Here is a 22,427-nt window from a genome sequence, read left to right on the forward strand (position 1 = left end):
TGCGGGGAAAGCGTGGGTCCGGCGTAAGCGCCAGATCGTGTCGCGCGCGCTTTATCGCAAGTGCGGGATTTTGCCAGCCCGGCGCGGCGGGGAGTGTCGCTGCAAAGCCGCCCAGAGGCGCCGCGGGAAGCCGCCCTTCGACTGCCTGCAAGGCAGGCGCTCAGGACAGGCTCGTCGGCCGAGATGTTTCGCGCTCGCCGGCCGGTTGCGCGACCGGGCGGGGGCGGAAAATAGTACGGCTATTTTCCTGTCGCACAATGAAAAAGGGGCCCGGTTTTCCCGGACCCCCAATTCGTTCGTCTGGAATTCGACTTACGAACCCGAGCCCGGGCCGTAGTTGATTTCCACGCGACGGTTCTGGACTTCGCGAACGCCGTCGGCGGTCTGGACACGGAGGTGTGCCGGATCCTCGCCGAACGCCTGTTCGGTGATCACGCCATCGGGGACCGCGTGCGCGACCATGTACGCCTTCACCGCGTCGGCACGACGCTGCGCCAGACCGATGTTGTACTTGACCGACCCCGAGGTGTCGGTGAAGCCCGCCAGCATGACGCGCGCACCGCCGCAGTTCGCGTACTGACCGATCGCGTTGTCGAGGATCGACGCCGCTTCCGGCGTGATGTCCGACTTGTCCCAATCGAAGAACACGATGAACGGCCCGGGCGAGCACGGCACGACCACGGGGGCCGGCGGAGCGGGCGGGGGTGCTTCCGGCACAACCACCGGAGCCGGCGGCGGTGCCACGATCACGGGCGCCGGGGGCGCACCGAAGTTGTAGGTGAAGCCACCGAGCAGGCTGTGCGACCGGAAGCGGCCGTCCAGCGTGCGGCCGGCGACGTCGACCAGCTTGACGTTCTCGGCGTTGAAGAAGCGATACTTCAGCGACGCGTCGATATGGTCGGTGATCGGCGCGCGGATGCCGGCGATTGCCTGCCAGGCGAACACGGTGTCCGAATCGTCGAGGAACGAGCCATAGGTGTTGAGCGCGTACTTGCCGGCCTTGATACGAGCAACGCCGACACCGCCGCCGACGAAGCCCTGGATGCCGTCATCGTCGCCGAAGTCGAGCATGCCGTTGACCATGAACGACAGCGCCGAGGTGGTGCCACCGGCGTAATTGTAGCTGCCGGGGACCGTGGTCACCGCGCCACCCGCGGCGTTGAACGCCGGCGTACCGAGCGTCGAGCGCCAGTTGTCGACGTTGGCGCTCTTGTAAGCGACTTCGGCTTCGACCCGGAACATGCCGAAATCGTATCCGACGTTGCCGCCGACATCGTACCCGTAGTCATGGTCGACCTGAGCGGCGTCCTTAACCTTATTGGCGCCGGTGGTGATGTCGAAGTGAATGTCTTCGACGATCATCGCGCCGCCTTCGACGCCAACATACCACGCCTTGTCGCGCGCCAGCGCAGGCGTCGCAAGTGCGGTTGAAGCGAGCGCCACGGCAATGGCTAGCTTGCGCATCTATATCCCCTTTCGAATTGTCACTACGGACAGCGCAAACTCACTACTCAATGGTTGGTTTCCACGCAAGCGAAACAAAGCAGGCCTGCTGTGGCCGTGGCGCAACACTTTTTGCCCGATTTCCGCCAGTTCTTCGATCAGCTCGCGATCAACCCGTGCGCGCGCAAGGCGCCGAGCATTGCGGCGATCGCGGTGCGCGATTCGGCATCGACGGTCGCGCCACCGGACGGAGCGGCGATCGCCGCCTGCCGAGCGCCGACCACCGCATCGCCGCCGATGGCCAGGTGCGCCGCGGTTTCTTCACCCAGCGTCCAGCCGCCGTCGCGATAGCGCGCGGTCAGCGCGTCGGCGATTACCCACGCAGCCGTGCCTTCGCGCGGGACGGCGAAGCGCCACCCCGCCGCCGACCAGCCCGCAAGCTGCCCAGCCTTGCCCGCCCACGCGCCGACCGGCGAATCGCCGACGATCCAGCATTGCCCCGATTCGGGCGCGGTCGGCGGGGTCTCAAGCCCGATCGTCTCGACCGTGGGCTGGACGAGCAGGTCGAGCGCCGCGAGCGCGTCGTTATGGAACATCTCCTTCTGCGCCTGGCCGGGCTGGAGCAGAGGGAGGGCAAAGCGATCGGTGGTTTCGGTCATGGGAGTTGCCTTCGGTCAGGGGAGGGTGATGCTTTCCGGGAGCGACTCGCCGAGCGTGCCGACCTGGCGAACCGCAATCGTCGTGCCGCCCACCGTCTCGTCGAGCGTCAGTGGGCAAGCGCGGTCGGCCAGCACAATGTCGCGCGTAGATCCCAAAAGCGGCGCGATCGTCACGCGATAAGCCTCGCTTTCCTCGACCAGCGGGACATCGCCGCCGTCGATCCAGCGGAACCCCGCGCGGCTGCGGCGCTCCCAAGCCAGCGTCGGCGTCCCGTCAATCGTCGTGAGGCGCAGCTGTGCGGGACTCGGTGGCCGGACCGACGCGCCAAGGATCGCGCAGTCGGCCGCGACCGGGCCGGCCGAATCGCCGATCCCGCTCGCCAGCACGCTGACGGTCGACCCGATCGCCGACACCGGCAGGTCGATTGTGGCGACGCTGTCGGCGGCCAGCACGACGAATCGGTCGCCCGCTGCCTGCGTGCCGATCGCGGCTTCGGTCCCGCGCCGCCCGCGCCACAGCACCGACAGTCGCCAGCGCGTCTCATCGATTTGTTGCGCGCGCCCGAACTGGAGCAATTCGTCGCCGACCAGTGCGAGGTTGGCGCCATGGTCGAGCGCCGCGTCGTCGGCATCGGCCAGCACTATGTCGGCGCGCGCCAGCTCGACCTCGATCGTATTCGCGCGATCGATCAGCGTCGCGGGCGCGGCATCCGGCGCGACCGCGACCGTGCCGATAATGGCGGGCGCCGCGCTCGCCCCGCCGTTGCGCCAGCTGACCCCGCCGTCGAGGCTGTAGAGCAGGCTCGCGCGCCGCCACCCCATTTCGGTCCCGGTGGCCATGACTGAGAGGCGCGGGCTCGTGAGGGGCGAATCGCCTAGCGCCGGAAGCTCGGCGACGTGCAGGATCGTCGTCCCCGCAACCAGATCGGGCGCGGGCAACGCGCGGCCCGGCGAGGCGCTCGCCAGCGGCGCGGGCGGCGCGACCCGCGCGCAGGTCAAGGTCGTCACCATCGCCTCGAGCGCCGCCTTGGTCACGCGCCACCGACCGCTCTCGCCGGTAACGGCGAGCAACGTCCCCGGCGCGATCCCCGCGGCGTCGGCGGACAAGGCGACGGTGCGCTGCTCGCGCTCGGTCTCGGCGCGATGGAGCAAGGTCTCGGCCAGCGCCTTGGCCGCTGTGGCACTCAGCACCGCGGGCATATCGACGCGCTCGTCACGGCTCCCCGCGCCCGGCCGCCGCGCGTTCTGCACCCCGGTCTGATAATCGCGCGCGGCGTCGTAATAGGCAAGGCTCAGCGTCCTGGGCGCGCGCTCGATCGGCGTCAGCGTGCGCCGCACCCCGGTCTTGTCACCCGCGCCCGCGAACCCGTCGTCGGCGACCGTCACGACGGGACTCGCGGCATCGGTCATCGCCAGCGCCTCGTCCGTCGCGACGAACCGCGCCCCGCTCGCCGTCGCGAGCAACCCGGCAACTTCGCGCACCGACGCGCCGTATGCCGAGAAGCCGTCCAGGCTCGTCGTCACCCCCGCATCGGCGATCGCCCCGCCGGCGACCTCGGCGGCGATCGCGCCCACCCCGATCGGCCCCTCGTCAGCAATGAGCTCGAAGGTCAACGACGGGATGCGGTTGCCGAAATCGCCGAGCTGCAGGTTCTCGAACACTGCATAGCCGCACCCGCGATGCGCCGGCGCCAGTCCCGCGCCCTCGATCGAGGCGATCAGCGGGTCGGGCGCCTGGTCCTCGTCGCCGAGATGGAGCCGGAACCCGGTCTGCGTCTTGAAGTCCCCCGCGCTCCCGCGCAGCAGATTGCCGTCGGCCCAGATCCGCCCGACCCCCTGGATCGCGCGCCCCGACAGCAGCACCGCGAACGACGCGGCATAGCTGTAGGTCGTGGTCGACGGCTGACCCTTGTGATGCGTGGTGGTGCGGCTCTCGATCAGGTCGGTCGACCAGATCACGTTGCCCGCGATCCGCATCGTCCCGAACACCTTGGGCGTCTGGCTGCCGTAGCTCGAGGTCTGAAGCTTGAGGTCGGTGAGCCGCGGGCCCTCGCGCCCCTTGGGCTTGAACAGTTCGGCATCGATTCGCTGGCCGATCAGCGCGCCGATCGCCGCGCCCCCCTGCCCGCCGATGAGCGACCCCGCCGCGATCAGCACCAGTGTCGCCATTCAATCCTCCCGAATCCACGCGCCCAGTACCGGCCACGGCAGCACCCCCGGCCGCTCGGCTACGCGGCGCAGCGTCGCGTCGGCGTGGATCAGCCCAGTGCCGGTCGAAATGCCGAGGTGCAGCTGCCCCGGCCCGGGCGCGGCGAGGACGATCGCGCCCGGTGTATCGCCGGGGACGAAGCCCGACGCGGCCAGCGCCTCCTCGATCCGCGCGCGCGGGGCGGAGCGCAGCGCATAGCCGGTCGGCACCGCCGCTTCCCACGCCCACGCCACTAGCCCGACGCAATCCATCCCTGCGAGGTCGCGCCCGTGCAGCCGAAACCGCACCCCCACCACCTCGCGCGCCCGCGCGAGCGCGCGGGATGAGGGGGTAGTTTCCGGGCGATCTGACGATCGCTGAACCGCACCGGCCCGCTCCCCCACCCGACCGCCCATAGAATAAACTGATTGGGCGGTCGGGTGGGGGAGCGGGCCGGTACCGCCTACGCGCGTGAGCGCGTCAAACGAATCCCTCACGCCCCCGGATACCGCGTCAGCAGGTCGATCCCCGGCAAATACGGCTCGCCGCGAAAATTGGCGGCGTTGGCGAAACGCGCCTGGCAGGTCGAGATTCTCTTGTCGCAGCCCTCGATCAGCTCGACGAGCGCGCCGACCGGATCGAACCGCGGCGGCGCGCGGAGCGTCAGCGTCGCGCCATCCGACGCGGCGACCGCGCTCTCCAGCCCCGAATTGCCCCCGCCGATCCAGCGCAGCAGGCCGTTGCCGTAGGCGTTGGCGAGCGGCTCGTCGGCATCGACCGTCACCAGCGTATCGTCGCCCGCCACCACCCGCGCGAACCGCCGCCGCCCCGCCATCGCCACGCGGCAGCGCGCATCGCCGAGCTCGGCGCGGCATTCGGGCGAGGTCGCTTCGCACACCGGGCGGTCGAGCAGCGCGGCGATCCCGGCGAGCTCGGCGGTGAACGCGCCGTCGCGCAGCTCGACCTGCCCGATCCGCCCCTCGCCCAGCTCGGCGATCACCGCTCCCGTGTCCCAATCGACCGCGCGCACCACGACGCGCGCGCCGTCCCAGCGGCCCGCGAGCAAGTCGGCCTCCGCAATCGCCGCGCCGCCGAGCGCTCCGCTCACGTCCATCGTATCGGCATCGAGATCGGCCGAGCGCCGGATCGCCGACGGCGTCATTCCCGGCGCCGCGCGATAGGTGAAGCCGTCGATCGCGAGGTCGCGGTCATGGCTCGTCAGCCCGGCCGCGACCCCGTCGCGCCGCTCGATCCGCCACGTCAGCGCGAGGGTGGAGAGGGTGTCCATGGAAGTCTCCTGATCCTCCCCGTTTCACGGGGAGGTGGCAGCCGGAGGCTGACGGAGGGGGGGGGCCGCAAGCGATGCCGTGGAGGCGAACCCCCTCCACTACCAGCTGCGCCGGCGGTCCCCCTCCCCGTCCCGGGGAGATTTTTTACGCCTCGCGCACCTCGACCAGCGGCACGCTCGGCGCGGCGCCGGCGAGGAAGGTCGAGAGCGATACGCTGAGCTTGTCCTCGGCGAAGCGCACGGGAACGTCGTAGGTGAAGCTCGCGGTCACCGCCGCGCCGCTTGCGGGGGCGGTGTCGAGTTCAACCCAACCGCCCGCGGCGAGCGAAAACGCCGCGGTCGCAACGCCCGCGACCGCGACCGAAACGCTCCCCACCACCGGGCGCGTGATGCGGCGGACGCTATCGCCATAGTGCCGCACCAGCGCGAACCGCGTCGCGACACCGTCGCCCGTCCCGATCGCTTCGTCGGTCCCGATCGAATCGAACGGATCGCGCAGCCGAAACCCGCGCGCCGGCCCCATTCGTGCGCGGAAGAAGCCGAGCAGCTCGGCGATGTCGGCTTCGGAGCGCACCCCCGGCCCGACGTCGTAGTTCGTCCGCGCCGCTGCCCAGCTCGCGGTGCGCGCCTCGTACCCGCCCGCGCTCGTCGCGATCGCGGTCGAGAACCCCGGCGACACCTCGGCCTCACGGCCCAGCGCGAGCGGGAACAGCACGTCGTCGAACGCGTCCACCTCATCCTCCTGCGTTTCGAAATAGACCAAGCCATCGCGCATCACTTGCGGCAGCGCCCAGATGAAGGTGCGCGCGGCAGCCGAGCCTTCCGCCGCCGCGACGATCCGCGCCCAGTCGCCGGGCACTGCGGCGAACCCCGCGAAATAATGCTGGTCGGCCAGCGCATAACCGAGCCGCGTCCCCGCCTCGGCGCGCGCGTCCGCCGACAGCCGCGTCGCGCCGCCCGTCACCCATTCGTAATCCTCGAGCTGGAGCACGTCGAAGGCCCCCGCCCAGCCGAGCGGCAGGTTCATCCGCCGCACCTCGGGTGCTTGGGGGTCGAGCACCCCGGGGAGGTACGCGAGCATATGGCTGATCCGGCACCCGCTCGCGGCGACTAAAGCCGCGGTCGAGGCCGCCAGGCTCGCGCCCGCCGCGTCGAGCGTCGCTTTCTGTGCGGAGCTCAAGCTCCCGCGCACGCTCGGCACCGCGACGGGCGCGAAACTGGCGACGGCGGCGGCATCGTAGATATACGGTTGCCCGTCGCTATCGATCCACCACCACGGTTCGCCGACCTGAAAGCGCTTAACCAGATCGGCACCTTCGGCAATCGTCATGAACGCTGCCGCGACCTGGTGAAGATACTCCATCGCGCCATCATGCGCCGGCGACAGCAGCGTCGAGGGCGGGTCGTACCCGGTTTCAGCGGGCGACCCACCTGAGGCGCGCTGTTTCCAGTCGCCCCAGCAATGCTGGTCGAGCAATTCGTAGCTCAGCGACCAGATCAGATCGTAACCCAGCACCTTAGCGCGCTCGGCGAAATCGGCGTGCCACGCGGCGGCGGCGACGTTGATCGCCCCACCCGCGAGGCTCGCGTAGAACCCGCCCGAATTGGCCTCGAGCCGAAAGTAATGGCTCATGCCGACATAGTGGTTGATCGCGCCGCGATAGCCGAGCTGGAGCGCGTTGCGCAGCACCCGCGCGGGCGTCAGATTGTAGCAATCGTCATACGCCGTCGCGATGCACAGGTCGTGCTCGGGCACCACGACGTCGCCGATCGCGAGCACCGACCCCGAGTCGTCGCACGTCATCCCGCTCAGCTCGACCCAGCCCTCCGCCGGCGCGTCGAGATCCCCGGCGCTCCCGGTGTACCCCGGCGCGGTGAGCGACACGAACAGCCGGTCCACATCCCCAGCCCACACCGGATCGGCCTCGTCCGGCAACACGAACCCGCCGTCGAGCGCGGCGAAGTCGAGCGCGACCGCCGCATCCTCCGGATCGCCGCTCGCATAATTCCACAGCCGCACGTACCAGGTGCGCGGGGTTCCGACCGCGTCGCGCCCCTCGATCGTCAGCGTCGGGCCGTTGACCGCGTCGAGCGGCGTCACCCCCGACGAGCGCCAGCGGAAACTCAGCCGGCACGCCCGGAAATCGCGCGCGGTGGCGTAGCGCAGCAGCGGATGGTCGTAGCTGTCCTCGGCGTGCCAGATCAGCCCGGCGAGGTCGTCGCTGCGATAGAACACCGCATCGACGCGCACCGCATCGGGCGCGGGCGTGGTCACCGCCGCCATCATCGGCCGCGGGAAATCGACCGTCCAATAGACCGGGTCGAAGCGCGAGATCACGCCTTCGGTCTGCACCGTGCGTGTCGTGGCGAGCCAATAGGGCATGTGTATCTCCAAAATCCTCCCCATTCACGGGGAGGGGACCGCCGCCGAAGGCGGGGGTGGAGGGGCGGGCCTCAAGCGACCGACTCGCGGCCCACCCCCTCCGGCGCTTCGCGCCACCTCCCCCGTGAACGGGGAGGATTTATGATGCCTCCAGCGCCGCCTTGACCGCGCGCGCCACTTGGCGGCTTGAGCGCGCGAGCGTTTCGGGGGCCGCCCCCGCCGCGGCGTTGACGGTGATCGCGACGCGCACCTCGCGCGCGCTACCGCCACCGGACGGCTCGACTCGCCCGCTCGCGGTTGGCACGAACAACTCGGGCCCGCGCTCGCCGACCCAATAGGGCCGCCCCGGCGACACCGGCCCGCCGGTCGCGCGGCCGGGCGACCCGAACAGCCCCAGCACCAGCGACAGCAGCCCGCCCCCGCCGGCGCCACCGCCGCTCCCGCCGCCACCCGATCCGTCGCCGCCGCCCATCGCATCATGCACTACGGCGGCGGCGATCGAGTTGAGCACCGACAGGATCGTCTTCTTCAAATCCTCGAACCCGAACTTGCCGGTGCGCACCGCCTTGAGCAGCGCGCCCTCGATCGCCCGCCCCGCACGGTCGGCGCCCGCGGCCAGCGGCCCGTCGAGCTCGCCGCGCATCGCCGCGACGTCGCGCGCGAACCCCGCGGTGTCGGCGCGCACGCCGATCACCAGCCGCTCGATTTCCTCATCCATCGGGAAAAGCCTCCATCAATGCTGCGAGATCGACCGGCGCGGGTTGCTCGCCCGCGACCGCGGCGACGAGCGCGCCGAGCTCCGCCGGCGTCGCCGCCCAGAAGATGTCGGGCGCCCAGCCGAATAATATCCCCGCGTGTCCGGCGAGGCGGGCTGCGTTGCTTACAAAATCCTCCCCGGGACGGGGAGGGGAACCGCCGGCGCAGCCGGTGGTGGAGGGGCCAGGCCGCAAGCGATGATCGGGAGGAGACGCCCCTCCACCGGCTTCGCCGGTCCCCCTCCCCGCAAGCGGGGAGGATTTAGCGCCCACCCAGAATCTGCCCGAGCAGCACCCGCAAAGCGGGCATCGCATTCGCCAGTCCCCCCGCCGCGACCCCCTCGCCGAACGCCTCGCGGGTCAGCCCTTCGGGGCGCACCGCCAGGCAATGCCAGAACAGCGCGACCAGCTCGCCGATCCCCAGCGCGCCGTCCGCCGCGCGCTCGACCAGCGCGAACAGCGGCCCCAGTTCCTGCTCCGCCGCGACCAGCGCCGCGAAGCTCGGCCGCAGCACCAGGTCGGTGCCGCCGACGCGAATGCTCGCCTCGCCGCGCGCGGGGTTAGCGCTCATGCGGAGACCACCGCGCCCGAGCTCTCGAGGCTCAGCGTGTAACTGCGCTCGCCGTTGAAATCCCCGGCATAGTCGAGCCGCGTGACGAGGAACTTGCCGGTCATCGTATCCCCGCTTTCGAAGCTCAGCCGGTAATCGTCGATTGTCCCGGACAGCGCATTGCCCTTGATCCGCGTCTCCGCCGCCGACCCGGTGAACACGCCGGCGCCCGACACGCTGACCGAGCGCACCCCCGCCCCCGACAGCAATTCGCGCCACCCGCCCGAATCCTTGGAGGTGATCGCGACGAGCTCACCGTTGATACTGAGCTGCGTCGTGCGCAGCCCCGCGACGGTCGCGTAGACGACGGGCGACGCGCCGTTGCCGACCTTCAACAGAAAGGCCGATCCTTTTTCCGCTGGCATGAAGAGTCCTTTCGCAAAATCCCTCTCCCCCTGTGGGAGAGGGAGGGAGGCGCGCAGCGCCGGAAGGGTGAGGGGGAGTCGGTGTGGGAGCGGACTATGTCCCCCTCACCCTTCCCACTCGCTATGCGAGCGGGCCCCTTCCCTCTCCCACAAGGGGAGAGGGAGCTACGCCGCTATCATCCGCACTTGATACTCGACCGTCGCGGCCCATTCGCCGGGCCGCTCGCCGATCACGCGGGCGCGGACGAACACGATGCTCGCGATGCGCCAGCCGTCCAGGTCGCGCGCCACGCCCTCCACCGCGCTGCCCACCCCCGCCGCCAGCACATGCGTGCGCGCCGGGCGGTCGGCGCGGTCGCGCACGGTCAGCACCAGCCGCACCTCGCGCCCCGCCTTGTCCTTGGTGCTCCAGTCGGCGGCGATCAGCGGGCCGAGCTCGACCCACGGCGCGGTCGCCTTGACCGCCGGCCCGTCGAACACGTCGTTGACGCTGTCGCCCAGCCCCGCGCCGACCGCCGCGAGCACCGCGCCCGCCAGCGCCTCTTCCGCGCTCATTTGAGCAAACTCCCGATCCAGATCAGCCGGGCATCGTCGAGCACGCCGTGCCCGACGATCGCGATGGTGTCGCCCTCGATCGCGACGCCCAGATCGGGCAGCTCGGCCGCCAGCTGCGCCGCGACGCGCGTCAGCGTGCGTTGCTCGGCGCGCTCGGCGATCTCGAGCGCGCGCGCCTCGAGCCCAGTCATGTCCGCACCGCGCGCGTCAGCCGCGTGGCGCGGAACGGTCGCCACAGCGCGGTGACCGCAGCGGGCGGCGGCTCGGCCGCGTCGCGCTGGTCGTACAAATGCGCGGCGAGCAGCACGATCCCCTGCCGCACCGGCGCGGGGATGAGCGCCCAGGTGCCGATCCAGCCGGCCTGGTAACTCACCTCGACCACGCCGGAACCCGCCGGCACCCGGATCCAGCCGTTCGCCTCGGCGTCGAGATCGATCGCATATGCATCGACCGCGAGCGGCGTCACCGTATCCCCCTCGACCGCCGACACCGCGGTGATCGCCATCACCGGCGCGGCGCCGAGCGTTTGCCAGCAGCGCGCGGCGGGCAGCCGTTCGGCCACCGGCCGCACGATCAGCACGCGCCCGAGGAAGCGTTCGGCGAGCCCCAGCGCGGCTTCGGCGAACGCGGCGATCAGATCGTCGTCGTCAGCCAGCGCCACGCGCAGCGCCGCCTTGACCTCGGCCACCGCCGCGACGCGGTCCGCCGTCCCGAGCGACATCTCGCCCGGGCCGTTGGTGATGAATGTCATGGGTGTTTCCTTTTCAATCCTTCCCGCTGGCGGGGAGGGGGACCGGCGAAGCCGGTGGAGGGGGTTCGCCCCACGCGATTCGATTGTGGCCCGCCCCCTCCGTCAGCCCCGGAACAAGTCCGGGCCTGCCACCTCCCCGTTCCGGGGAGGATTTCAGACTCGCTCCGCCCGGGTCAGCCACGGGCGGATGAGGTTAGCCGGCACGCTCGCCAGCCCGCCGCTGACCGTCGCGGCGACATCCTGCGTGCTGCCGTCATCGAAGCTGAACCGCACCGTGATCGCGCCGTCTGGTATCCCCTTCGCGCCCCAATCGAGCGTCAGCACGTCCGCCGCGCGCGCACCCGCGCTCGCGCCGCTTCGCACGCGCGAGGTCGGCACGGCACCCGCTTCGAACTGCACCTCGCTCACCGTCAGCCCGCTCACGCCGTCGCCGGCGTAGCTCGGCATCGGCACCCCGCCCGCGTTCGACACGAAATAGCGTTCGGCCGCGGTCGCGACGCTCGCATTGGGCACCGCCGAGAGCCAGCACAGCCAGCCGCCCGGCGCCGCGGCGCACCCCGCGCTCCCGTTGGCGACTTGCGGCACCGTGCCGCTCGCCAGGTCGAACGTCGCCGAGGGTTGCGCGGCGAACCCCATCGTCCCCAGCGTCATCCCGAACCAGCGCCTCGCCGATCCGGGCAGCTCGGCGGCGATCGCGCTCATCGTGACGGGCACGCCGCTCGTCAGCACGCGATTGCCGCTGGGCAATTGCATGCGATGGACCGCGGATGCGGTGTTTTCGGTCAGCGTCGTCGCGGCCGGAGTGACGTTCGACGCGGTCCAGCTCGGCTGCGTCCAGTCCTGGCTGGCGAGCGCGGCGTTGGTCGCCGCCGGCTCGATCAGCAGACCTTTGAGCGCGTGGCTCAGCGGATCGTAATCGAACCGCGCGACGTCGGCGCTCTCGCTCACCAGCGCGCCCGACGCATCGCACCGCGTACCAGCGGAGGCACGGGTCAGGCTTGCCCCCGGCGGCAGCGCGCCGCCGGTGAAGTCGAACACCGGGGGCACCTTGCCGCGCCGGTTGAGCCGAAACCCGGCGCCGAACCCCAGCGCGTTCATCAGTACAGCGCCAGCAGATCGGCCGCGGTCGTCCCCGTCGCGCGGATGTACTGCGCGCGGAACGGCAGGATCGCGCCGGCGGCGACGTTCTTCCACAGCTGATCCGCGGTGCCGTCGACCCCGCGCATCGTGATCGCGCCGCCGGTCCCGACGTACAGCGCCTTGGGGATGTCGGTGAGGGGGTTGGTGTCGTGCGGAGTGACCGCGAGCGCGCGGCGCGCGGGGGCCGAGACGGCGTCGGTCGAGGATTGGAAGGGGTCGGACATGTGATGCTCCTGAAGAAATCCTCCCCGTTCACGGGGAGGGGAACCGCTGCCGAAGGCAGTGGTGGAGGGGGCGGGCCGCAAGTAATCCGCTCGCCGCCCGCCCCCTCCGTCAGCGCTCCCGCGCTGCCACCTCCCCGTGAACGGGGAGGATTTACGCGCTCAGCTGGCGGCGAATTTCAGAATTTTAATTGCCTCCGAATTGCTCACGCACCCGCCGACGCGCTTCACCGCGTAGAAATTGACGAATGGCTTGTTCGAGTACGGATCGCGCAGGATCGCGGTTTCGGCGCGTTCGGCGATCAGATACCCGGCCTTGAAATTGCCGAACGCGATCGACAGCGAGTTGGCGGCGATGTCGGGCATGTCCTCGCTCTCGATCACCGGATAGCCGAGCAGCGTATCGGGCTGGCCGACCGCGAGCCCCGGGGTCCACAGGAACGCGCCGTCCGACGTCTTGAACTTGCGGATGCGCGCGAGCGTGGTCGCGTTCATCACCCACGCCGCGCCCTGGCGGTACGGCGCGCGCAGCGTCTGGACCAGATCGATCAGCTTGTCCTGCGGGTTCGCCGCGAAATCGCCCGCCGCACCGCTCGGCACATATTGCAGTGACCCGAACGCGCGGCTCGCATCACCCGTCGACGCGAGCGTCTGGCTGAGGAACCCCTTGGGCCGGTTCGTCCCGTTGCCGCCGACGAACGCCGACCCTTCGGCCTTGGCGAACTCGGTCGCGATTTCCTCGGCGAGCCACGCCTCGACGTCGAACTGCGCGTCGTCGAGCATCGCCTGCGACGCGGAGGGGTTGGCGTAGAGTTCGCCCATCGGCGGCGCGATTTCGTTGAACGTGGGCGTCGCGGTCTCGGTGCGGCTCCCCGTCTCCGCCGCCCAGCCCGACGGCGTGCCCCCGGTGGTGACCAGCTTGCGATACCCGGCCGACCCGACCTGGACGACGTTGGCGACGCTCCGGATCGGGCTGATCGCCTTCAGCGTCGCGTCGATCACCGCGTCGATTTCCTTGGGCAGCGCATAGCCGCCGGTGTCGCTGCCGGATCCGTTGAACGACTTCATCTCGACCGTGGCGCCCGAGCGCAGATACCCCTCGAACGCCGCGCCCGACGGCGCCGCGCCGCTCAGCATCGGGCGCTGCGCGACCCCGCCCAGCTCGACGCCCTCGAAACTCGCCTCGAGCGAGTCCGCTTTCACTTCGATCATTCGCTTTCTCCTTCGTGCAAAAAGAAAGGGCGCCTCCGGATGGAGACGCCCTCGATTCAGCCAATCCTAACTATTCCCGCGCGACGATGGCGCGATGGGCGAGCCCTATCCCAACTTCCGCCGGGCGCAGCGCGAGGGCGGGCCGTACCGGCCGAGCCGGCGCCGGCGGTCCGCGCCGTCGAAGCCGTGGTCGGCCGTCGACATCGTCGCCGCCGCGCTGACGGTCGGCGCGATCACCTTCCTTGCGACGCCCACACTGCAGAGCGTGTGGCGGACGACGACGATGTCCTCCGCACAGATCGAAGCGACCGAAGCCTCGGTCTATTACGCCGGCTGCAACGAAGCGCGCGCCGCCGGCGCCGCCCCGATCTATCGCGGGTCGCCCGGCTATCGTCCGGAGATGGACGGCGACGGCGACGGCATCGCGTGCGAGCCGCACCGTTGATCACGCCACCGCATGCACCCGCGCGAGCGGTTGCATCGGGCGGGTGACCAGGCTGATTTCGACCAGGTCGAGGTCGGTCAGCTCGCGCACACGGCCCCGATTGGCGGCGCGGACGCGGTAGCCGAACGACAGGCCGTCGACCGCTTTCGCTTCGACCAGTGCCGCGAGGTGCGGGTCGTCGATCGCACCGATCACGCGCAAGCCGCGGCAATCCTCTTCGACGCGCTCGACCCGGCCCACCGGGCTCCCGCGATGCTGCCACAACAACGGCACCTCGGCGGGCAACCGGATCGCCCCCTGCCGCACCACGTCGCCGCCGCGGTCGACGCGGTCGAACAGCGCAGCGTAGCCGGCGAAGCGCGTCACTTCACATACCCCGCGAACCCCAGCCGCACCGCCAATCCCACCAGCACCAGCGCGAGCAGCATCCGCGCGACCCAGCCGATCAGCGCCTTCCACACCGACCGTTTCGCGTCGCGCCACGCGCCGAGCAGCTCGCGCAATTCGGCCATGTCCTTCTCCGCCGCCGCGTCCGACAGCCCGAGCCGCGCCAGCGCCCGGCTCGCGCCGAGCTCGCCCGCTTCCTCGGCGATCGCGCGCAAGGTAGCGATGTCCGCGCCCTCGCCGCGCCCTTGTGCGAAGAGTTGAGCGAGTATTTCGGTCATGCCAGCCCCACCATCGCGCGCTTTTCCTCAGGTGCGAGGAAGTCCGCCGCGGTCACGCTCGCCCAGAGCGCCGCGCGGTCCTCGCTCAGCGCGGGGACGGCGTTGAGATCGACGGCGAGCGCCGCGTCGGGGAACCAGCCCTTCAGCCCGTCCGCCAGCCCGCCCAGGATCGTCCCGGCGAGCGGCAGTACGGCGAGCCGCCACAGCGCGCGGTTGGCCTCGCGGTAATTGGCGTAGGTGCTGTCGCCTGGCAGCCCGAGCAGCATCGGCGGCACTCCGAACGCCAGCGCGATCTCGCGCGCCGCCGCGGCCTTCAGCGACACGAAATCCATGTCGGCGGGGGTCAACGACAACGCCTGCCACTTGAGCCCGCCTTCGAGCAGCATCGGCCGCCCGGCGTTGCGCTCGCCCGCGAAACTCGCCTCGAGCTCGCGTTTCAGCCGATCGAACTGCGCCGGCGCGAGCGCCGACCCGTCGCCGGGATCGTAGACCAGCGCCCCGGACGGCCGCGCGGCATTGTCGAGCAGCGCCTTGTTCCACTGCGCCGCCGCATTGTGGATCGCGATCGCCCCCGACGCCGCGCCGAGACACCCCAGCCCGAGATGATCGTCGACCGGGTTGAAGCTTTTCAGGTGGATCACCTCGGGCCGCGGGCCGTCGGGCGACAGGCGCAGTACGCGGTCGGCCACGCGGTAGCGATACGCCGCCGGCCAGCCGTCCCGGTCGGGCTCGACTGCGATGCGTTCGGGGCGAAGCGCGAACAGTTCGGCGATGCCGCCGTGCCCGTCGTCGAGGATCTGGATGAAGGCGTTGCCGTGGAGCAGCAATTGCGCGGCGACGGTCTCGAGCAGCGCCTGCCCCGCGGAGCGCGCGCCGACCAGAGCGGCGAGCTCGGGCGACGCGGCGGTGAGCGGCGCGTTCGCCACGCTTTCCGCGACCAATTTGACCGAGCGTTGCGCGATGGCGTTGTCGACGAACCCGGCGCGGACCTGCGCCTCATAGCTGCGCGGCCAGTCGCCGACGATCGTGCTGGCGCCGTAGCGCGACAGTGGCGGTCGCGTCTCCGCGGCTGTGGATTTTCGTCCGAAAAGTTTCATGATCGTCCTTCCTCATTCCTCCCCGTTCACGGGGAGGGGGACCGCGGCGCGCAGCGGCGTGGTGAGGGGGCGGGCCACCGCTGACTCGCTCGCGGCCCGCCCCCTCCGTCAGCGCTCGCGCGCTGTGTCGGGCGAGATCGTGCCTCCCAGGCACGATCTTGGCAGACCGGGGGCCTGCCAAAGCCCGAACACTCCCCGTAAACCGGGAGGATTTTGTCTCGTCTCTTGCCCCCGGCCCCGAACCGTCGCAGTCTCATCTTCATGACGGCCGGCCGACAGAAACCCGCACCCAAGCCGGCGCTCGGTCCGTCCGATCCCTATGCGGTGCTCGGGCTCGCCCCCGGCGCCGACCTCACCACGGTGCGCGCGAAGCGCCGCGCGTTGCTGCGCCAGGTCCATCCCGACACCGCCGGCCCGACCCCCGACGCGGCCGAGCGCACCCACGCGATCAACCAGGCCTATGCCGCGATCGCCCAGCGCATCGCGCGCGAAATCGAGGCCGCCGAGCGCGCCGCGAGCATCCCGATGGTCGAGATCGCCCCCGCGCACGCCTGGGTCGCGTCGCCCTATCCGATGCCGCCGCGGCGCAGCGGCGGCACGACGCTGGCCATGATCCTCGTGTTCGTCGGGCTTCCCGCGATGGCGATGACCTTGCCCGGCGTCCCCGGCCACGTCGCGCAGATCCTGCGCGGCGACGATGCCAAGGCCGATGCCTTCGCGCGCTCCGGGCTGCGCCAGGTGCGCCGCCTGCTCACGCCTTCGGGCTTCACCGCCCCGCCGGCGCCCGCTCCCGCCGCCGCCCCGGCGCCGGTGCCGCTCGACGGCGTCGCCCCGCTCGACGTCGCCCGCGCGGTCAAGCAGGCCGACCGCATCGCCACCCGCGACGGCGCCGCCGGGGTGGTCGCCTACAGCCAGAAGTGCAGCTTGCGCGCCGCGCGCCATGCGACCCCCGCCGCGATCGACTTCTGCGCCGCGTTCGACACCGCCGCCGACCGCCTCGACGAAGCCGCGACACGCGCCGCTTATGCGAAGATCGGCGCCGACCCCGCGCGGCTCGACGCGGTCAAGGCACTGGTGAAGTAAAATCCTCCCCCGCCAGGGGGAGGATTACACCCGCCGCACCCCCACCTTCCGCGCCCGCTTCAGCAACAACTCGCTCAGCCCCCACACCAAGGCATCGGCGCGATCGGGCGACCTACCCGGCCCGGCATAGCCGCCGCCCACCAGCATCCCGCACAATTGGTCCTCGAGCGCGGGGAACGCCCCGGCGTGGCGCACGCGCCCGCTTTCGTAGAGCAGCGACACCGGCTCGGCGCGCGCCACCTTGCCGCGGCTGGCGTGGACCAGCACGAGCGGCAGCGTGCAATCGGCGCCCTCCAGCACCGCGCGCACCATCGCCCCGCCCTGGTTCTTTTCCGCCACCACGCGGTCCGCGCCCCATCGCGCCGCGCAATCGGCCACCGCCGCCGCCCAGCGCGCGGGACTCGCCCCCGCGATGCTCGCATCCTCGATCACATAGCCCAGCCCGTCGTCGCCCAGCCCGACCGCGACGATACCGCACGCGTCGCCCTGGCCCGACCCTTCGTCGGCGCGCTCGCCCCCCGCGGGCGGATCGACCGCGATCACCACGCGAGTCAGCACCGGCACCTCGCCGACCACCACGCGGCAGCGCTCGATCACTTCGCGCGACCACAACGCGCCGTCGTGATCGTCGAGCAATTCGCCCTCGAGTTCCTGCCGCCCGAGCCGCGTCCCGCCGTAATCGCCCTCCATCGCGGCGGCGAAGCTTTCCGCGAGATACGGATTGTCCGCCGTCTTCCCGCATGTCTCGACGAACCCCGCCATCTTCATCACGCGGAACATCAGCGCGGTCGAGCGCGGCGTCGTCGTCACCAGCACGCGCGGGTCGTTGCCCAGCCGCACCCCGAGCAAGAGGTTGTCCCACGCGCGCACGCCGTCGCGCCACTTGCCGAGCTCGTCGCACCACGCCGCATGGTGCTGGGCGCCGCGCAATTTCTCCCCCGCCGCCGCCGAAAAGACATAGGCGATCGCGCCCGACGGGAATTCGACCTCGCCCAGCGTCTTGCGCCACTTGGGCCGGTCGCTTTCGTGGCCGATGTTGAGCAAGCCGCTGTCCCCTTCGATCATCACGCGCCGCGCCTCGTCGGCGGTCGCCGCGACCAGCGCGATCCGCGCGTCCGGATTGCCGCGCGCGATCTCGCTGACCCATTCGGCGCCGGCGCGCGTCTTGCCGAACCCGCGCCCCGCGCGGATCAGCCACACGCGCCAGTCGCGGTCGGGCGCCGACTGTCCCTTCTGTGCCCAGCCGCGCCAGCAGGCGATGATCTCCTTGCGTTGCGCGACGGTGAGGCCGCGCACGATCTGCTCGCGAAACACCGGCGGGAGCAACGCAAGCCGACGGAGCAGGTCGGCTGGGTCGAGCGGCGCGCTCACGCCTGGCCGTCGCGCTTCAATTTCCGCTCCATCCGCTCGAGCTTGTCGGCGAGTGCTGCGAACGCATCGTCGCCGCTCTGGACACGCGCGCGCGGCTTGCGCCAATCGCCGCGCCCCTGCCGCCCCTCCGCCGACGCGCGGCAGATCTGCAGCACCTTCAGCCGCATCTCGTCGCTCATCGGCGGCGGCGGCGCAGGCGCCGGTCGGTCCAGGTCGACCGGATTGTCCGCGATCAGCTCGGGGTCGGCGGTGCCCAAGGCACGTGCCAGCATCAGCGCGCGCAACGTCTCGCACCCGTCCGCGAGCGCGGTCGACCAGGCTTCCGCGAACACCGGGTCGCGCCGCCGCAAGCCGTACGCCGCATCCTTGCACACTCCCGCCGCCTCGCACGCGATCCGCACGTTGCAGCTTTCCTCCAGCGCGTTGAGGAACGCCAGGCGCTTCGCCGGCGTCCAGCTGTCGCGCCGAACTTTCCGCCGTTGCAGCCCGCGATACGGATTGCCGCCGATGATCGTCCCCATCGCGTCCTCCCCCGACGCAAATCGGGCCGGAGGCGTCACCGCCCCGGCCCGAATCGCAATTCTTCAACGTTCCTGATATGTACCAAAACAGCGTCACGCTGTCAAGAACAAAATAACCGATTTGGTTAAACCATGGGGTGCGGTAATTAGCCCGGGTCGAGCTTGGGCCGGGCAGCGACGATGCGGTCGCACTCCTCGACCAGATTGTCGTACGAGGCGATCATGTCGTTCAGCGTCTGCTTGATATCGGCGTCGCGCACCGTGTTCGCCATCGCGCGCAACTCCAGCGCGCGGCGGGCGTAACGATCGCGTTCCTCGATTGTCGGCATAGCTGTTCCCCCCAGTGTTCCCCTGCGCTGGTGCACCCGGTCTTGGGCGATTCGGGCCGGGCGGTCGTTAATCCAGGTCAGGAAGGATGACCATTTCGTACAGGCCACGGTTGATCCGGCTCAGCGAACCTGCACCAGCGGAGGCTGTTCGTTCAGCTCATTGACGCGCTTGGCATATTCGTCGGCCATCTTGAGGTGCGCCGCGGCCACCGCACTGTCGCCGCACGCCGCGGCCGCTTGCCGTTCCTCGTTCGCGCGGCGGCGGAAATAATCGAGATTGCCGGTCTGCATTCCACCTCCTTTCCGTTCGAGCGACGGCGTAAATTCCGCAATTCTTCTCTGGTTCCCGGTGCCGCTGAATTTTTGCCGCAAGGTGCGGCGAAAGCGATCACCGTTATCGCGATTGATCGTTGGGCAGCGGCGGCCAGCATCGCCATATGGTCGGCCATGGAACACGATCGTCCGCGTCCGCCCCTCACGGGGCAGGAGAAATTCGCCTGGATCCTGGGGTGCGGCTGGCACGGGCGGTGCCCGCGCTGCGGCGAAGGCCGGATGTTCAAATCTTGGCTCAAGATTGTCGACACTTGCGACCATTGCGGGCTCGATTACCGCTTCGCCGCGCCGGACGATGGGCCGGCCTTCTTCTCACTATGTGTCATCGCGCTGCCGCTGATCGCGTTCGTCGTGTGGCTGCAGGTCGCGTTCGATCCGCCGATCTGGGTCCATCTGGTGACGTCGGTGCCGTTCATGGCAATCGGTACGCTCGCGCCGCTGCGCCCGATCAAGGGCTGGCTGGTCGCGTCGCAATATGTCAACCGCGCGCAGGAAGCGGGGACGGGAGCGCTGTGGTCGATGCTCCACGGCACCGAGCAGGGGCAGAACGACTTCGACCAGTGACGCGACGGGCCCCGGCGGGGCAGTTCGCCTCCACGGCGTCGCCTCCGGCGCCGCTAGCCAATCTGCCAGCTACGGCTGATCGACGCGATACTTGATCGGCTTGAAGCTGCCCCCGTTCGAATCGGGCGCGGAGCACGCGGTCAGCCCGATCACCAGGTCCATGGCCGCGCGAAAGGTGATGCTGTCCCCCGCCTTGCTGATCGGCGGGAGCACGCGGAGCTTTCCCGTTTTGCCGTCGACCGGCACGTTCATGAAGCAGTTGAACGCGGTCGGGATCCTGTCCTCCGTCACGCCATAGGGCGCGAGCGCCTCCGCCAGATTGCCGAAGCACCCGCGGTGCACCGGCAAATCGGGGTAGAAATGCTTGAACGTGTCGGCCGAGCACGGCGTCAGCAGGAAATCGTGCCGCCCGACCGTGTCGGCGATAATCTCGAGCATCGGCCGGCTGCGACTCGAATAGAGGATGTGCCCCGTGGTCAGATAGATCGTCTCGGCATAATCGAGCGTGCGCCCCGACGAGATGACCTCGCCCATGTCGTCGGCATTGAACGCGAGCAGGTCGGCGACTTGCTCCCCCTTGGGGTCGATCACGGTCAGCGTCGCGCCCTTCGCCAGGCGGAACGCGGTGCCGCTGCGTTCGGGGATCGTGACGGTATCGCTCATTCGCCGCCCGAATAATGGAACGGGCAGCGCCAGCCTTCGCCGACCGCGCGGCCCGAATATTGCCGCGCTTCGCTCGCGTCGCCGTGCCGCGCGAGCATCGGGTTGCGCGATCCCGCGACCGCTTCGTCGCGCACCATGATCTTCTCGCGCATCCCTTCGTACTTGCCCGTCGCGCGCAGCTGCTCGAACTGGTCGTGGAGGTTGAACACCATCGCCGGCCGCGCGAAGCGCCGCGCGGGGCGGCTGGCATTGGGATGGAGCCCGACGACGAAGAACGCCTCGCCGCCGAAGCTCAGCGAGAAATGCGGGTCGTCCGGGTCGGCGCTGACTCGCGCGTCGTAATCCTGCCCGCGCCACACGTCCTTGTCGGAGAGCGACTGGACGCGCTCCCACAGCGCCGCCTCGAACGCCGCCTCGTCGAGCCCGCCGGGTTCCGCGAACACCACCGCGAAGCTGCGGTACAGCGACGGGTCGGCGCGGTAGCCTTGCGCCCAGCCGAGCAGCCGGTCGTGGATCCGCACGTCGTCCCACGCGCTGTCGATCCGGTCGCATGCCAGCACTTCGAGCGTCCCCGCCGCCATCGCCGCCTTCGCGCCGACACAGGGGAAAGCGCGGTCGCCGACGTGGCGCGTGAGCAGCTGTTCGAGCTCGCGCTGCGCCGGGTGGGGCCAGTGAAACATCGTCGTCTGAGGATCGGGCATAATCTTAGTACGACTCCGCGCGGCCCCGCGTTCCCGAAAAACGCATTGATCCAAAGCAACTTGCCCGCGCGCCGCACGGAACGGGCCCGCCCCCTGCGCGTTGCCCGGACCGAACAACCAGGGAAACCCACGCCATGATCGCCACCGCGCTTCGCTACCTCACCCCGCTCGCGCTCGTGACCAGCCTCGCCGCGTGCGGGCACAAGGACGCCACGACGACCGACACCAACGCCACCACGACGACCACCACCGACGACAGCGGCATGGCGAACGCCGGCATGGCGGACACCAACATGGCGAACGCCACTGCGATGGCGCCCGCCACCCCCGCGCAGGCCTTCGCCGACAAGGCGGCGAAGAGCGACGCGTTCGAAATCGCCGCCGCCAAGCTCGCCGAAACCAATGCCGCGTCGGCCGGCGTCAAGGACTTCGCGCGCAAGATGATCAAGGCGCATTCGGATTCGACCGCCAAGATCAAGCTCGCCGCTTCCAGCGCCGCGCCCGCGATCACCCCCGACGCGACGCTGACCGACGACCAGAAGGGCAAGCTCGACGATCTCGGCAAGCTGAAGGGTGCCGATTTCGACAAGGCGTACATGACCGGCCAGGTCGCCGCGCACGAGGAAGCGCTCGCGGCGATGAAGGATTACGCCGCGACCGGCGACGCGCCCTCGCTCAAGAAGGCGGCGGGCGAAATCGCGCCGGTGGTCGAGCAGCATCTGACGATGGCGCGGGCGCTGGCATCGAAATAGCGGGCTTGGCCCTCGAATGGCGGCGCTATTCGAGGCTTTAGCCAAGCCCCGGCCAGGGCACCCACGAAAGTATTACTTTCGTGGGACCCGCGGCGGGTCGCGCCGAGCGACGCGAGGTGCGAACCCGAAAGCCGCGCCGTCGGATGAGTTCGGCGATGCCGACCCCGCCGGCCGGGCTGCGGACTGCGACGACGCGCATCGGCAAATGGTCTTGACTATTTGCCTGTCCTTGCCCGAAAAAGCGACGAACCGTGCAACCATCCATGATGGACGCGGTTTAGTTCGCGCTTGCGGCACCCGCGCCATTTCCGGCATGGGGACGCTTCGCGGGCA

29 protein-coding genes are annotated in these 22,427 nt (G+C 70.2%); 4 read left to right on the top strand and 25 right to left on the bottom strand.

The genetic code is table 11. From position 1 onward, the window contains the following. Positions 1–312 precede the first annotated feature (312 nt). From E7773_RS00850 to E7773_RS00925, 16 genes are all read right to left on the bottom strand, one after another. Positions 313–1,464: an OmpA family protein gene (locus E7773_RS00850; protein WP_293986992.1), complete on the bottom strand. Its 1,152-nt coding sequence runs from the start codon at positions 1,462–1,464 to the stop codon at positions 313–315. A 137-nt stretch (positions 1,465–1,601) separates the two neighbouring features. Further along, entirely contained in the window at positions 1,602–2,102 is a 501-nt protein-coding gene (locus E7773_RS00855) for a DUF2793 domain-containing protein (RefSeq protein WP_293986994.1), read from the bottom strand. A gap of 15 nt (positions 2,103–2,117) precedes the next feature. Continuing rightward, positions 2,118–4,271 (bottom strand): phage tail protein, encoded by a 2,154-nt coding sequence (locus tag E7773_RS00860; protein ID WP_293986996.1) that lies wholly within the window; start codon positions 4,269–4,271, stop codon positions 2,118–2,120. Further along, the gene (locus tag E7773_RS00865) at positions 4,272–4,598 is read right to left on the bottom strand and encodes a peptidoglycan endopeptidase (protein WP_293986998.1); all 327 of its coding nucleotides are present in this window, start codon (positions 4,596–4,598) and stop codon (positions 4,272–4,274) included. Positions 4,599–4,783: 185 nt separating this feature from the next. Beyond that, positions 4,784–5,578, bottom strand: a complete 795-nt coding sequence (locus E7773_RS00870) for a DUF2163 domain-containing protein (protein ID WP_293987000.1) — start codon at positions 5,576–5,578, stop codon at positions 4,784–4,786. A gap of 145 nt (positions 5,579–5,723) precedes the next feature. Beyond that, a complete protein-coding gene (locus E7773_RS00875) occupies positions 5,724–7,961 on the bottom strand; it encodes a DUF2460 domain-containing protein (RefSeq protein WP_293987002.1) in 2,238 nt (745 codons plus the stop codon). 139 nt (positions 7,962–8,100) lie between these two features. Beyond that, positions 8,101–8,679, bottom strand: coding sequence for a tail tape measure protein (locus E7773_RS00880; RefSeq protein ID WP_293987004.1), 579 nt, complete (start codon positions 8,677–8,679; stop codon positions 8,101–8,103). Next, complete coding sequence (locus E7773_RS00885) at positions 8,672–8,809, bottom strand: phage tail assembly chaperone (RefSeq protein ID WP_293987155.1); 138 nt, start codon at positions 8,807–8,809, stop codon at positions 8,672–8,674. Before E7773_RS00885 ends, E7773_RS00880 begins: the two co-directional genes overlap by 8 nt. A 169-nt stretch (positions 8,810–8,978) precedes the next feature. Next, positions 8,979–9,287 carry a gene transfer agent family protein gene (locus tag E7773_RS00890; protein ID WP_293987006.1) on the bottom strand — a complete coding sequence of 103 codons (309 nt, stop codon included), beginning with the start codon at positions 9,285–9,287 and terminating at the stop codon, positions 8,979–8,981. Further along, positions 9,284–9,691, bottom strand: a complete 408-nt coding sequence (locus E7773_RS00895; protein ID WP_293987007.1) for a phage major tail protein, TP901-1 family — start codon at positions 9,689–9,691, stop codon at positions 9,284–9,286. Before E7773_RS00895 ends, E7773_RS00890 begins: the two co-directional genes overlap by 4 nt. A 165-nt stretch (positions 9,692–9,856) precedes the next feature. Beyond that, positions 9,857–10,246 (bottom strand): DUF3168 domain-containing protein, encoded by a 390-nt coding sequence (locus E7773_RS00900; protein ID WP_293987008.1) that lies wholly within the window; start codon positions 10,244–10,246, stop codon positions 9,857–9,859. Next, on the bottom strand, positions 10,243–10,437 hold the full coding sequence (locus E7773_RS00905) for a hypothetical protein (RefSeq protein WP_293987009.1): 195 nt from the start codon (positions 10,435–10,437) through the stop codon (positions 10,243–10,245). The genes E7773_RS00900 and E7773_RS00905 overlap by 4 nt, the downstream gene beginning before the upstream one ends. Beyond that, entirely contained in the window at positions 10,434–10,997 is a 564-nt protein-coding gene (locus E7773_RS00910; RefSeq protein ID WP_293987011.1) for a hypothetical protein, read from the bottom strand. Before E7773_RS00910 ends, E7773_RS00905 begins: the two co-directional genes overlap by 4 nt. Before the next feature lie 153 nt (positions 10,998–11,150). Continuing rightward, on the bottom strand, positions 11,151–12,095 hold the full coding sequence (locus tag E7773_RS00915; protein ID WP_293987013.1) for a hypothetical protein: 945 nt from the start codon (positions 12,093–12,095) through the stop codon (positions 11,151–11,153). After that, on the bottom strand, positions 12,095–12,361 hold the full coding sequence (locus tag E7773_RS00920) for a hypothetical protein (RefSeq protein ID WP_293987015.1): 267 nt from the start codon (positions 12,359–12,361) through the stop codon (positions 12,095–12,097). Before E7773_RS00920 ends, E7773_RS00915 begins: the two co-directional genes overlap by 1 nt. A 159-nt stretch (positions 12,362–12,520) precedes the next feature. Next, on the bottom strand, positions 12,521–13,570 hold the full coding sequence (locus E7773_RS00925) for a phage major capsid protein (RefSeq protein WP_293987017.1): 1,050 nt from the start codon (positions 13,568–13,570) through the stop codon (positions 12,521–12,523). Between the two features lie 94 nt (positions 13,571–13,664). Here E7773_RS00925 and E7773_RS00930 point away from each other — a divergent pair, with 94 nt between their 5' ends. Next, positions 13,665–14,015: an excalibur calcium-binding domain-containing protein gene (locus E7773_RS00930; protein WP_293987019.1), complete on the top strand. Its 351-nt coding sequence runs from the start codon at positions 13,665–13,667 to the stop codon at positions 14,013–14,015. On the opposite strand, the gene E7773_RS00935 is transcribed toward E7773_RS00930, so the two are convergent. From E7773_RS00935 to E7773_RS00945, 3 genes are read right to left on the bottom strand one after another with little or no spacing between them, the layout of a single operon-like run. Further along, positions 14,016–14,381, bottom strand: a complete 366-nt coding sequence (locus tag E7773_RS00935; RefSeq protein ID WP_293987021.1) for an HK97 family phage prohead protease — start codon at positions 14,379–14,381, stop codon at positions 14,016–14,018. Further along, complete coding sequence (locus tag E7773_RS00940; protein ID WP_293987023.1) at positions 14,378–14,680, bottom strand: DUF6127 family protein; 303 nt, start codon at positions 14,678–14,680, stop codon at positions 14,378–14,380. Before E7773_RS00940 ends, E7773_RS00935 begins: the two co-directional genes overlap by 4 nt. Beyond that, a complete protein-coding gene (locus E7773_RS00945) occupies positions 14,677–15,777 on the bottom strand; it encodes a phage portal protein (RefSeq protein WP_293987025.1) in 1,101 nt (366 codons plus the stop codon). Before E7773_RS00945 ends, E7773_RS00940 begins: the two co-directional genes overlap by 4 nt. A gap of 261 nt (positions 15,778–16,038) precedes the next feature. On the opposite strand from E7773_RS00945, the gene E7773_RS00950 reads away from it, so the two are divergent. After that, positions 16,039–16,860 (top strand): J domain-containing protein, encoded by an 822-nt coding sequence (locus tag E7773_RS00950; RefSeq protein WP_293987026.1) that lies wholly within the window; start codon positions 16,039–16,041, stop codon positions 16,858–16,860. A gap of 24 nt (positions 16,861–16,884) precedes the next feature. Here the strand turns inward: E7773_RS00950 and E7773_RS00955 are convergent, their stop codons facing one another. The 4 genes from E7773_RS00955 to E7773_RS00970 form a co-directional block, all read right to left on the bottom strand. Continuing rightward, positions 16,885–18,231 carry a terminase family protein gene (locus E7773_RS00955; protein ID WP_293987027.1) on the bottom strand — a complete coding sequence of 449 codons (1,347 nt, stop codon included), beginning with the start codon at positions 18,229–18,231 and terminating at the stop codon, positions 16,885–16,887. Beyond that, entirely contained in the window at positions 18,228–18,752 is a 525-nt protein-coding gene (locus E7773_RS00960; RefSeq protein WP_293987028.1) for a hypothetical protein, read from the bottom strand. The genes E7773_RS00955 and E7773_RS00960 overlap by 4 nt, the downstream gene beginning before the upstream one ends. A gap of 146 nt (positions 18,753–18,898) precedes the next feature. Continuing rightward, complete coding sequence (locus E7773_RS00965; RefSeq protein ID WP_293987030.1) at positions 18,899–19,081, bottom strand: hypothetical protein; 183 nt, start codon at positions 19,079–19,081, stop codon at positions 18,899–18,901. A 120-nt stretch (positions 19,082–19,201) separates the two neighbouring features. Then, the gene (locus E7773_RS00970; protein WP_293987032.1) at positions 19,202–19,372 is read right to left on the bottom strand and encodes a hypothetical protein; all 171 of its coding nucleotides are present in this window, start codon (positions 19,370–19,372) and stop codon (positions 19,202–19,204) included. Positions 19,373–19,528: 156 nt separating this feature from the next. On the opposite strand from E7773_RS00970, the gene E7773_RS00975 reads away from it, so the two are divergent. Next, the gene (locus E7773_RS00975; protein ID WP_293987033.1) at positions 19,529–19,978 is read left to right on the top strand and encodes a DUF983 domain-containing protein; all 450 of its coding nucleotides are present in this window, start codon (positions 19,529–19,531) and stop codon (positions 19,976–19,978) included. Between the two features lie 69 nt (positions 19,979–20,047). Here E7773_RS00975 and E7773_RS00980 read toward each other — a convergent pair whose 3' ends face one another. Together E7773_RS00980 and gntA are read right to left on the bottom strand one after the other, a co-directional pair. Next, positions 20,048–20,641 carry an urea carboxylase-associated family protein gene (locus tag E7773_RS00980; protein ID WP_293987034.1) on the bottom strand — a complete coding sequence of 198 codons (594 nt, stop codon included), beginning with the start codon at positions 20,639–20,641 and terminating at the stop codon, positions 20,048–20,050. After that, positions 20,638–21,321: a guanitoxin biosynthesis heme-dependent pre-guanitoxin N-hydroxylase GntA gene (gene gntA / locus E7773_RS00985; protein WP_293987035.1), complete on the bottom strand. Its 684-nt coding sequence runs from the start codon at positions 21,319–21,321 to the stop codon at positions 20,638–20,640. The genes E7773_RS00980 and gntA overlap by 4 nt, the downstream gene beginning before the upstream one ends. A gap of 155 nt (positions 21,322–21,476) precedes the next feature. On the opposite strand from gntA, the gene E7773_RS00990 reads away from it, so the two are divergent. Continuing rightward, complete coding sequence (locus E7773_RS00990; protein ID WP_293987037.1) at positions 21,477–22,094, top strand: DUF4142 domain-containing protein; 618 nt, start codon at positions 21,477–21,479, stop codon at positions 22,092–22,094. Positions 22,095–22,427 lie beyond the last annotated feature (333 nt).

The organism is Sphingomonas sp. (assembly GCF_004799495.1).
In the GTDB taxonomy this organism is placed as follows: domain Bacteria; phylum Pseudomonadota; class Alphaproteobacteria; order Sphingomonadales; family Sphingomonadaceae; genus Sphingomonas.

Excerpts from the sequence above, each read along its gene's own strand:
- E7773_RS00850 (WP_293986992.1), bottom strand. The coding sequence starts at position 1,464 with ATGCGCAAGCTAGCCATTGCCGTGGCGCTCGCTTCAACCGCACTTGCG.
- E7773_RS00855 (WP_293986994.1), bottom strand. The coding sequence starts at position 2,102 with ATGACCGAAACCACCGATCGCTTTGCCCTCCCTCTGCTCCAGCCCGGC.
- E7773_RS00860 (WP_293986996.1), bottom strand. The coding sequence starts at position 4,271 with ATGGCGACACTGGTGCTGATCGCGGCGGGGTCGCTCATCGGCGGGCAG.
- E7773_RS00870 (WP_293987000.1), bottom strand. The coding sequence starts at position 5,578 with ATGGACACCCTCTCCACCCTCGCGCTGACGTGGCGGATCGAGCGGCGC.
- E7773_RS00875 (WP_293987002.1), bottom strand. The coding sequence starts at position 7,961 with ATGCCCTATTGGCTCGCCACGACACGCACGGTGCAGACCGAAGGCGTG.
- E7773_RS00880 (WP_293987004.1), bottom strand. The coding sequence starts at position 8,679 with ATGGATGAGGAAATCGAGCGGCTGGTGATCGGCGTGCGCGCCGACACC.
- E7773_RS00890 (WP_293987006.1), bottom strand. The coding sequence starts at position 9,287 with ATGAGCGCTAACCCCGCGCGCGGCGAGGCGAGCATTCGCGTCGGCGGC.
- E7773_RS00895 (WP_293987007.1), bottom strand. The coding sequence starts at position 9,691 with ATGCCAGCGGAAAAAGGATCGGCCTTTCTGTTGAAGGTCGGCAACGGC.
- E7773_RS00900 (WP_293987008.1), bottom strand. The coding sequence starts at position 10,246 with ATGAGCGCGGAAGAGGCGCTGGCGGGCGCGGTGCTCGCGGCGGTCGGC.
- E7773_RS00905 (WP_293987009.1), bottom strand. The coding sequence starts at position 10,437 with ATGACTGGGCTCGAGGCGCGCGCGCTCGAGATCGCCGAGCGCGCCGAG.
- E7773_RS00910 (WP_293987011.1), bottom strand. The coding sequence starts at position 10,997 with ATGACATTCATCACCAACGGCCCGGGCGAGATGTCGCTCGGGACGGCG.
- E7773_RS00915 (WP_293987013.1), bottom strand. The coding sequence starts at position 12,095 with ATGAACGCGCTGGGGTTCGGCGCCGGGTTTCGGCTCAACCGGCGCGGC.
- E7773_RS00920 (WP_293987015.1), bottom strand. The coding sequence starts at position 12,361 with ATGTCCGACCCCTTCCAATCCTCGACCGACGCCGTCTCGGCCCCCGCG.
- E7773_RS00925 (WP_293987017.1), bottom strand. The coding sequence starts at position 13,570 with ATGATCGAAGTGAAAGCGGACTCGCTCGAGGCGAGTTTCGAGGGCGTC.
- E7773_RS00930 (WP_293987019.1), top strand. The coding sequence starts at position 13,665 with ATGGGCGAGCCCTATCCCAACTTCCGCCGGGCGCAGCGCGAGGGCGGG.
- E7773_RS00940 (WP_293987023.1), bottom strand. The coding sequence starts at position 14,680 with ATGACCGAAATACTCGCTCAACTCTTCGCACAAGGGCGCGGCGAGGGC.
- E7773_RS00945 (WP_293987025.1), bottom strand. The coding sequence starts at position 15,777 with ATGAAACTTTTCGGACGAAAATCCACAGCCGCGGAGACGCGACCGCCA.
- E7773_RS00950 (WP_293987026.1), top strand. The coding sequence starts at position 16,039 with ATGACGGCCGGCCGACAGAAACCCGCACCCAAGCCGGCGCTCGGTCCG.
- E7773_RS00960 (WP_293987028.1), bottom strand. The coding sequence starts at position 18,752 with ATGGGGACGATCATCGGCGGCAATCCGTATCGCGGGCTGCAACGGCGG.
- E7773_RS00965 (WP_293987030.1), bottom strand. The coding sequence starts at position 19,081 with ATGCCGACAATCGAGGAACGCGATCGTTACGCCCGCCGCGCGCTGGAG.
- E7773_RS00970 (WP_293987032.1), bottom strand. The coding sequence starts at position 19,372 with ATGCAGACCGGCAATCTCGATTATTTCCGCCGCCGCGCGAACGAGGAA.
- E7773_RS00975 (WP_293987033.1), top strand. The coding sequence starts at position 19,529 with ATGGAACACGATCGTCCGCGTCCGCCCCTCACGGGGCAGGAGAAATTC.
- E7773_RS00980 (WP_293987034.1), bottom strand. The coding sequence starts at position 20,641 with ATGAGCGATACCGTCACGATCCCCGAACGCAGCGGCACCGCGTTCCGC.
- gntA (WP_293987035.1), bottom strand. The coding sequence starts at position 21,321 with ATGTTTCACTGGCCCCACCCGGCGCAGCGCGAGCTCGAACAGCTGCTC.
- E7773_RS00990 (WP_293987037.1), top strand. The coding sequence starts at position 21,477 with ATGATCGCCACCGCGCTTCGCTACCTCACCCCGCTCGCGCTCGTGACC.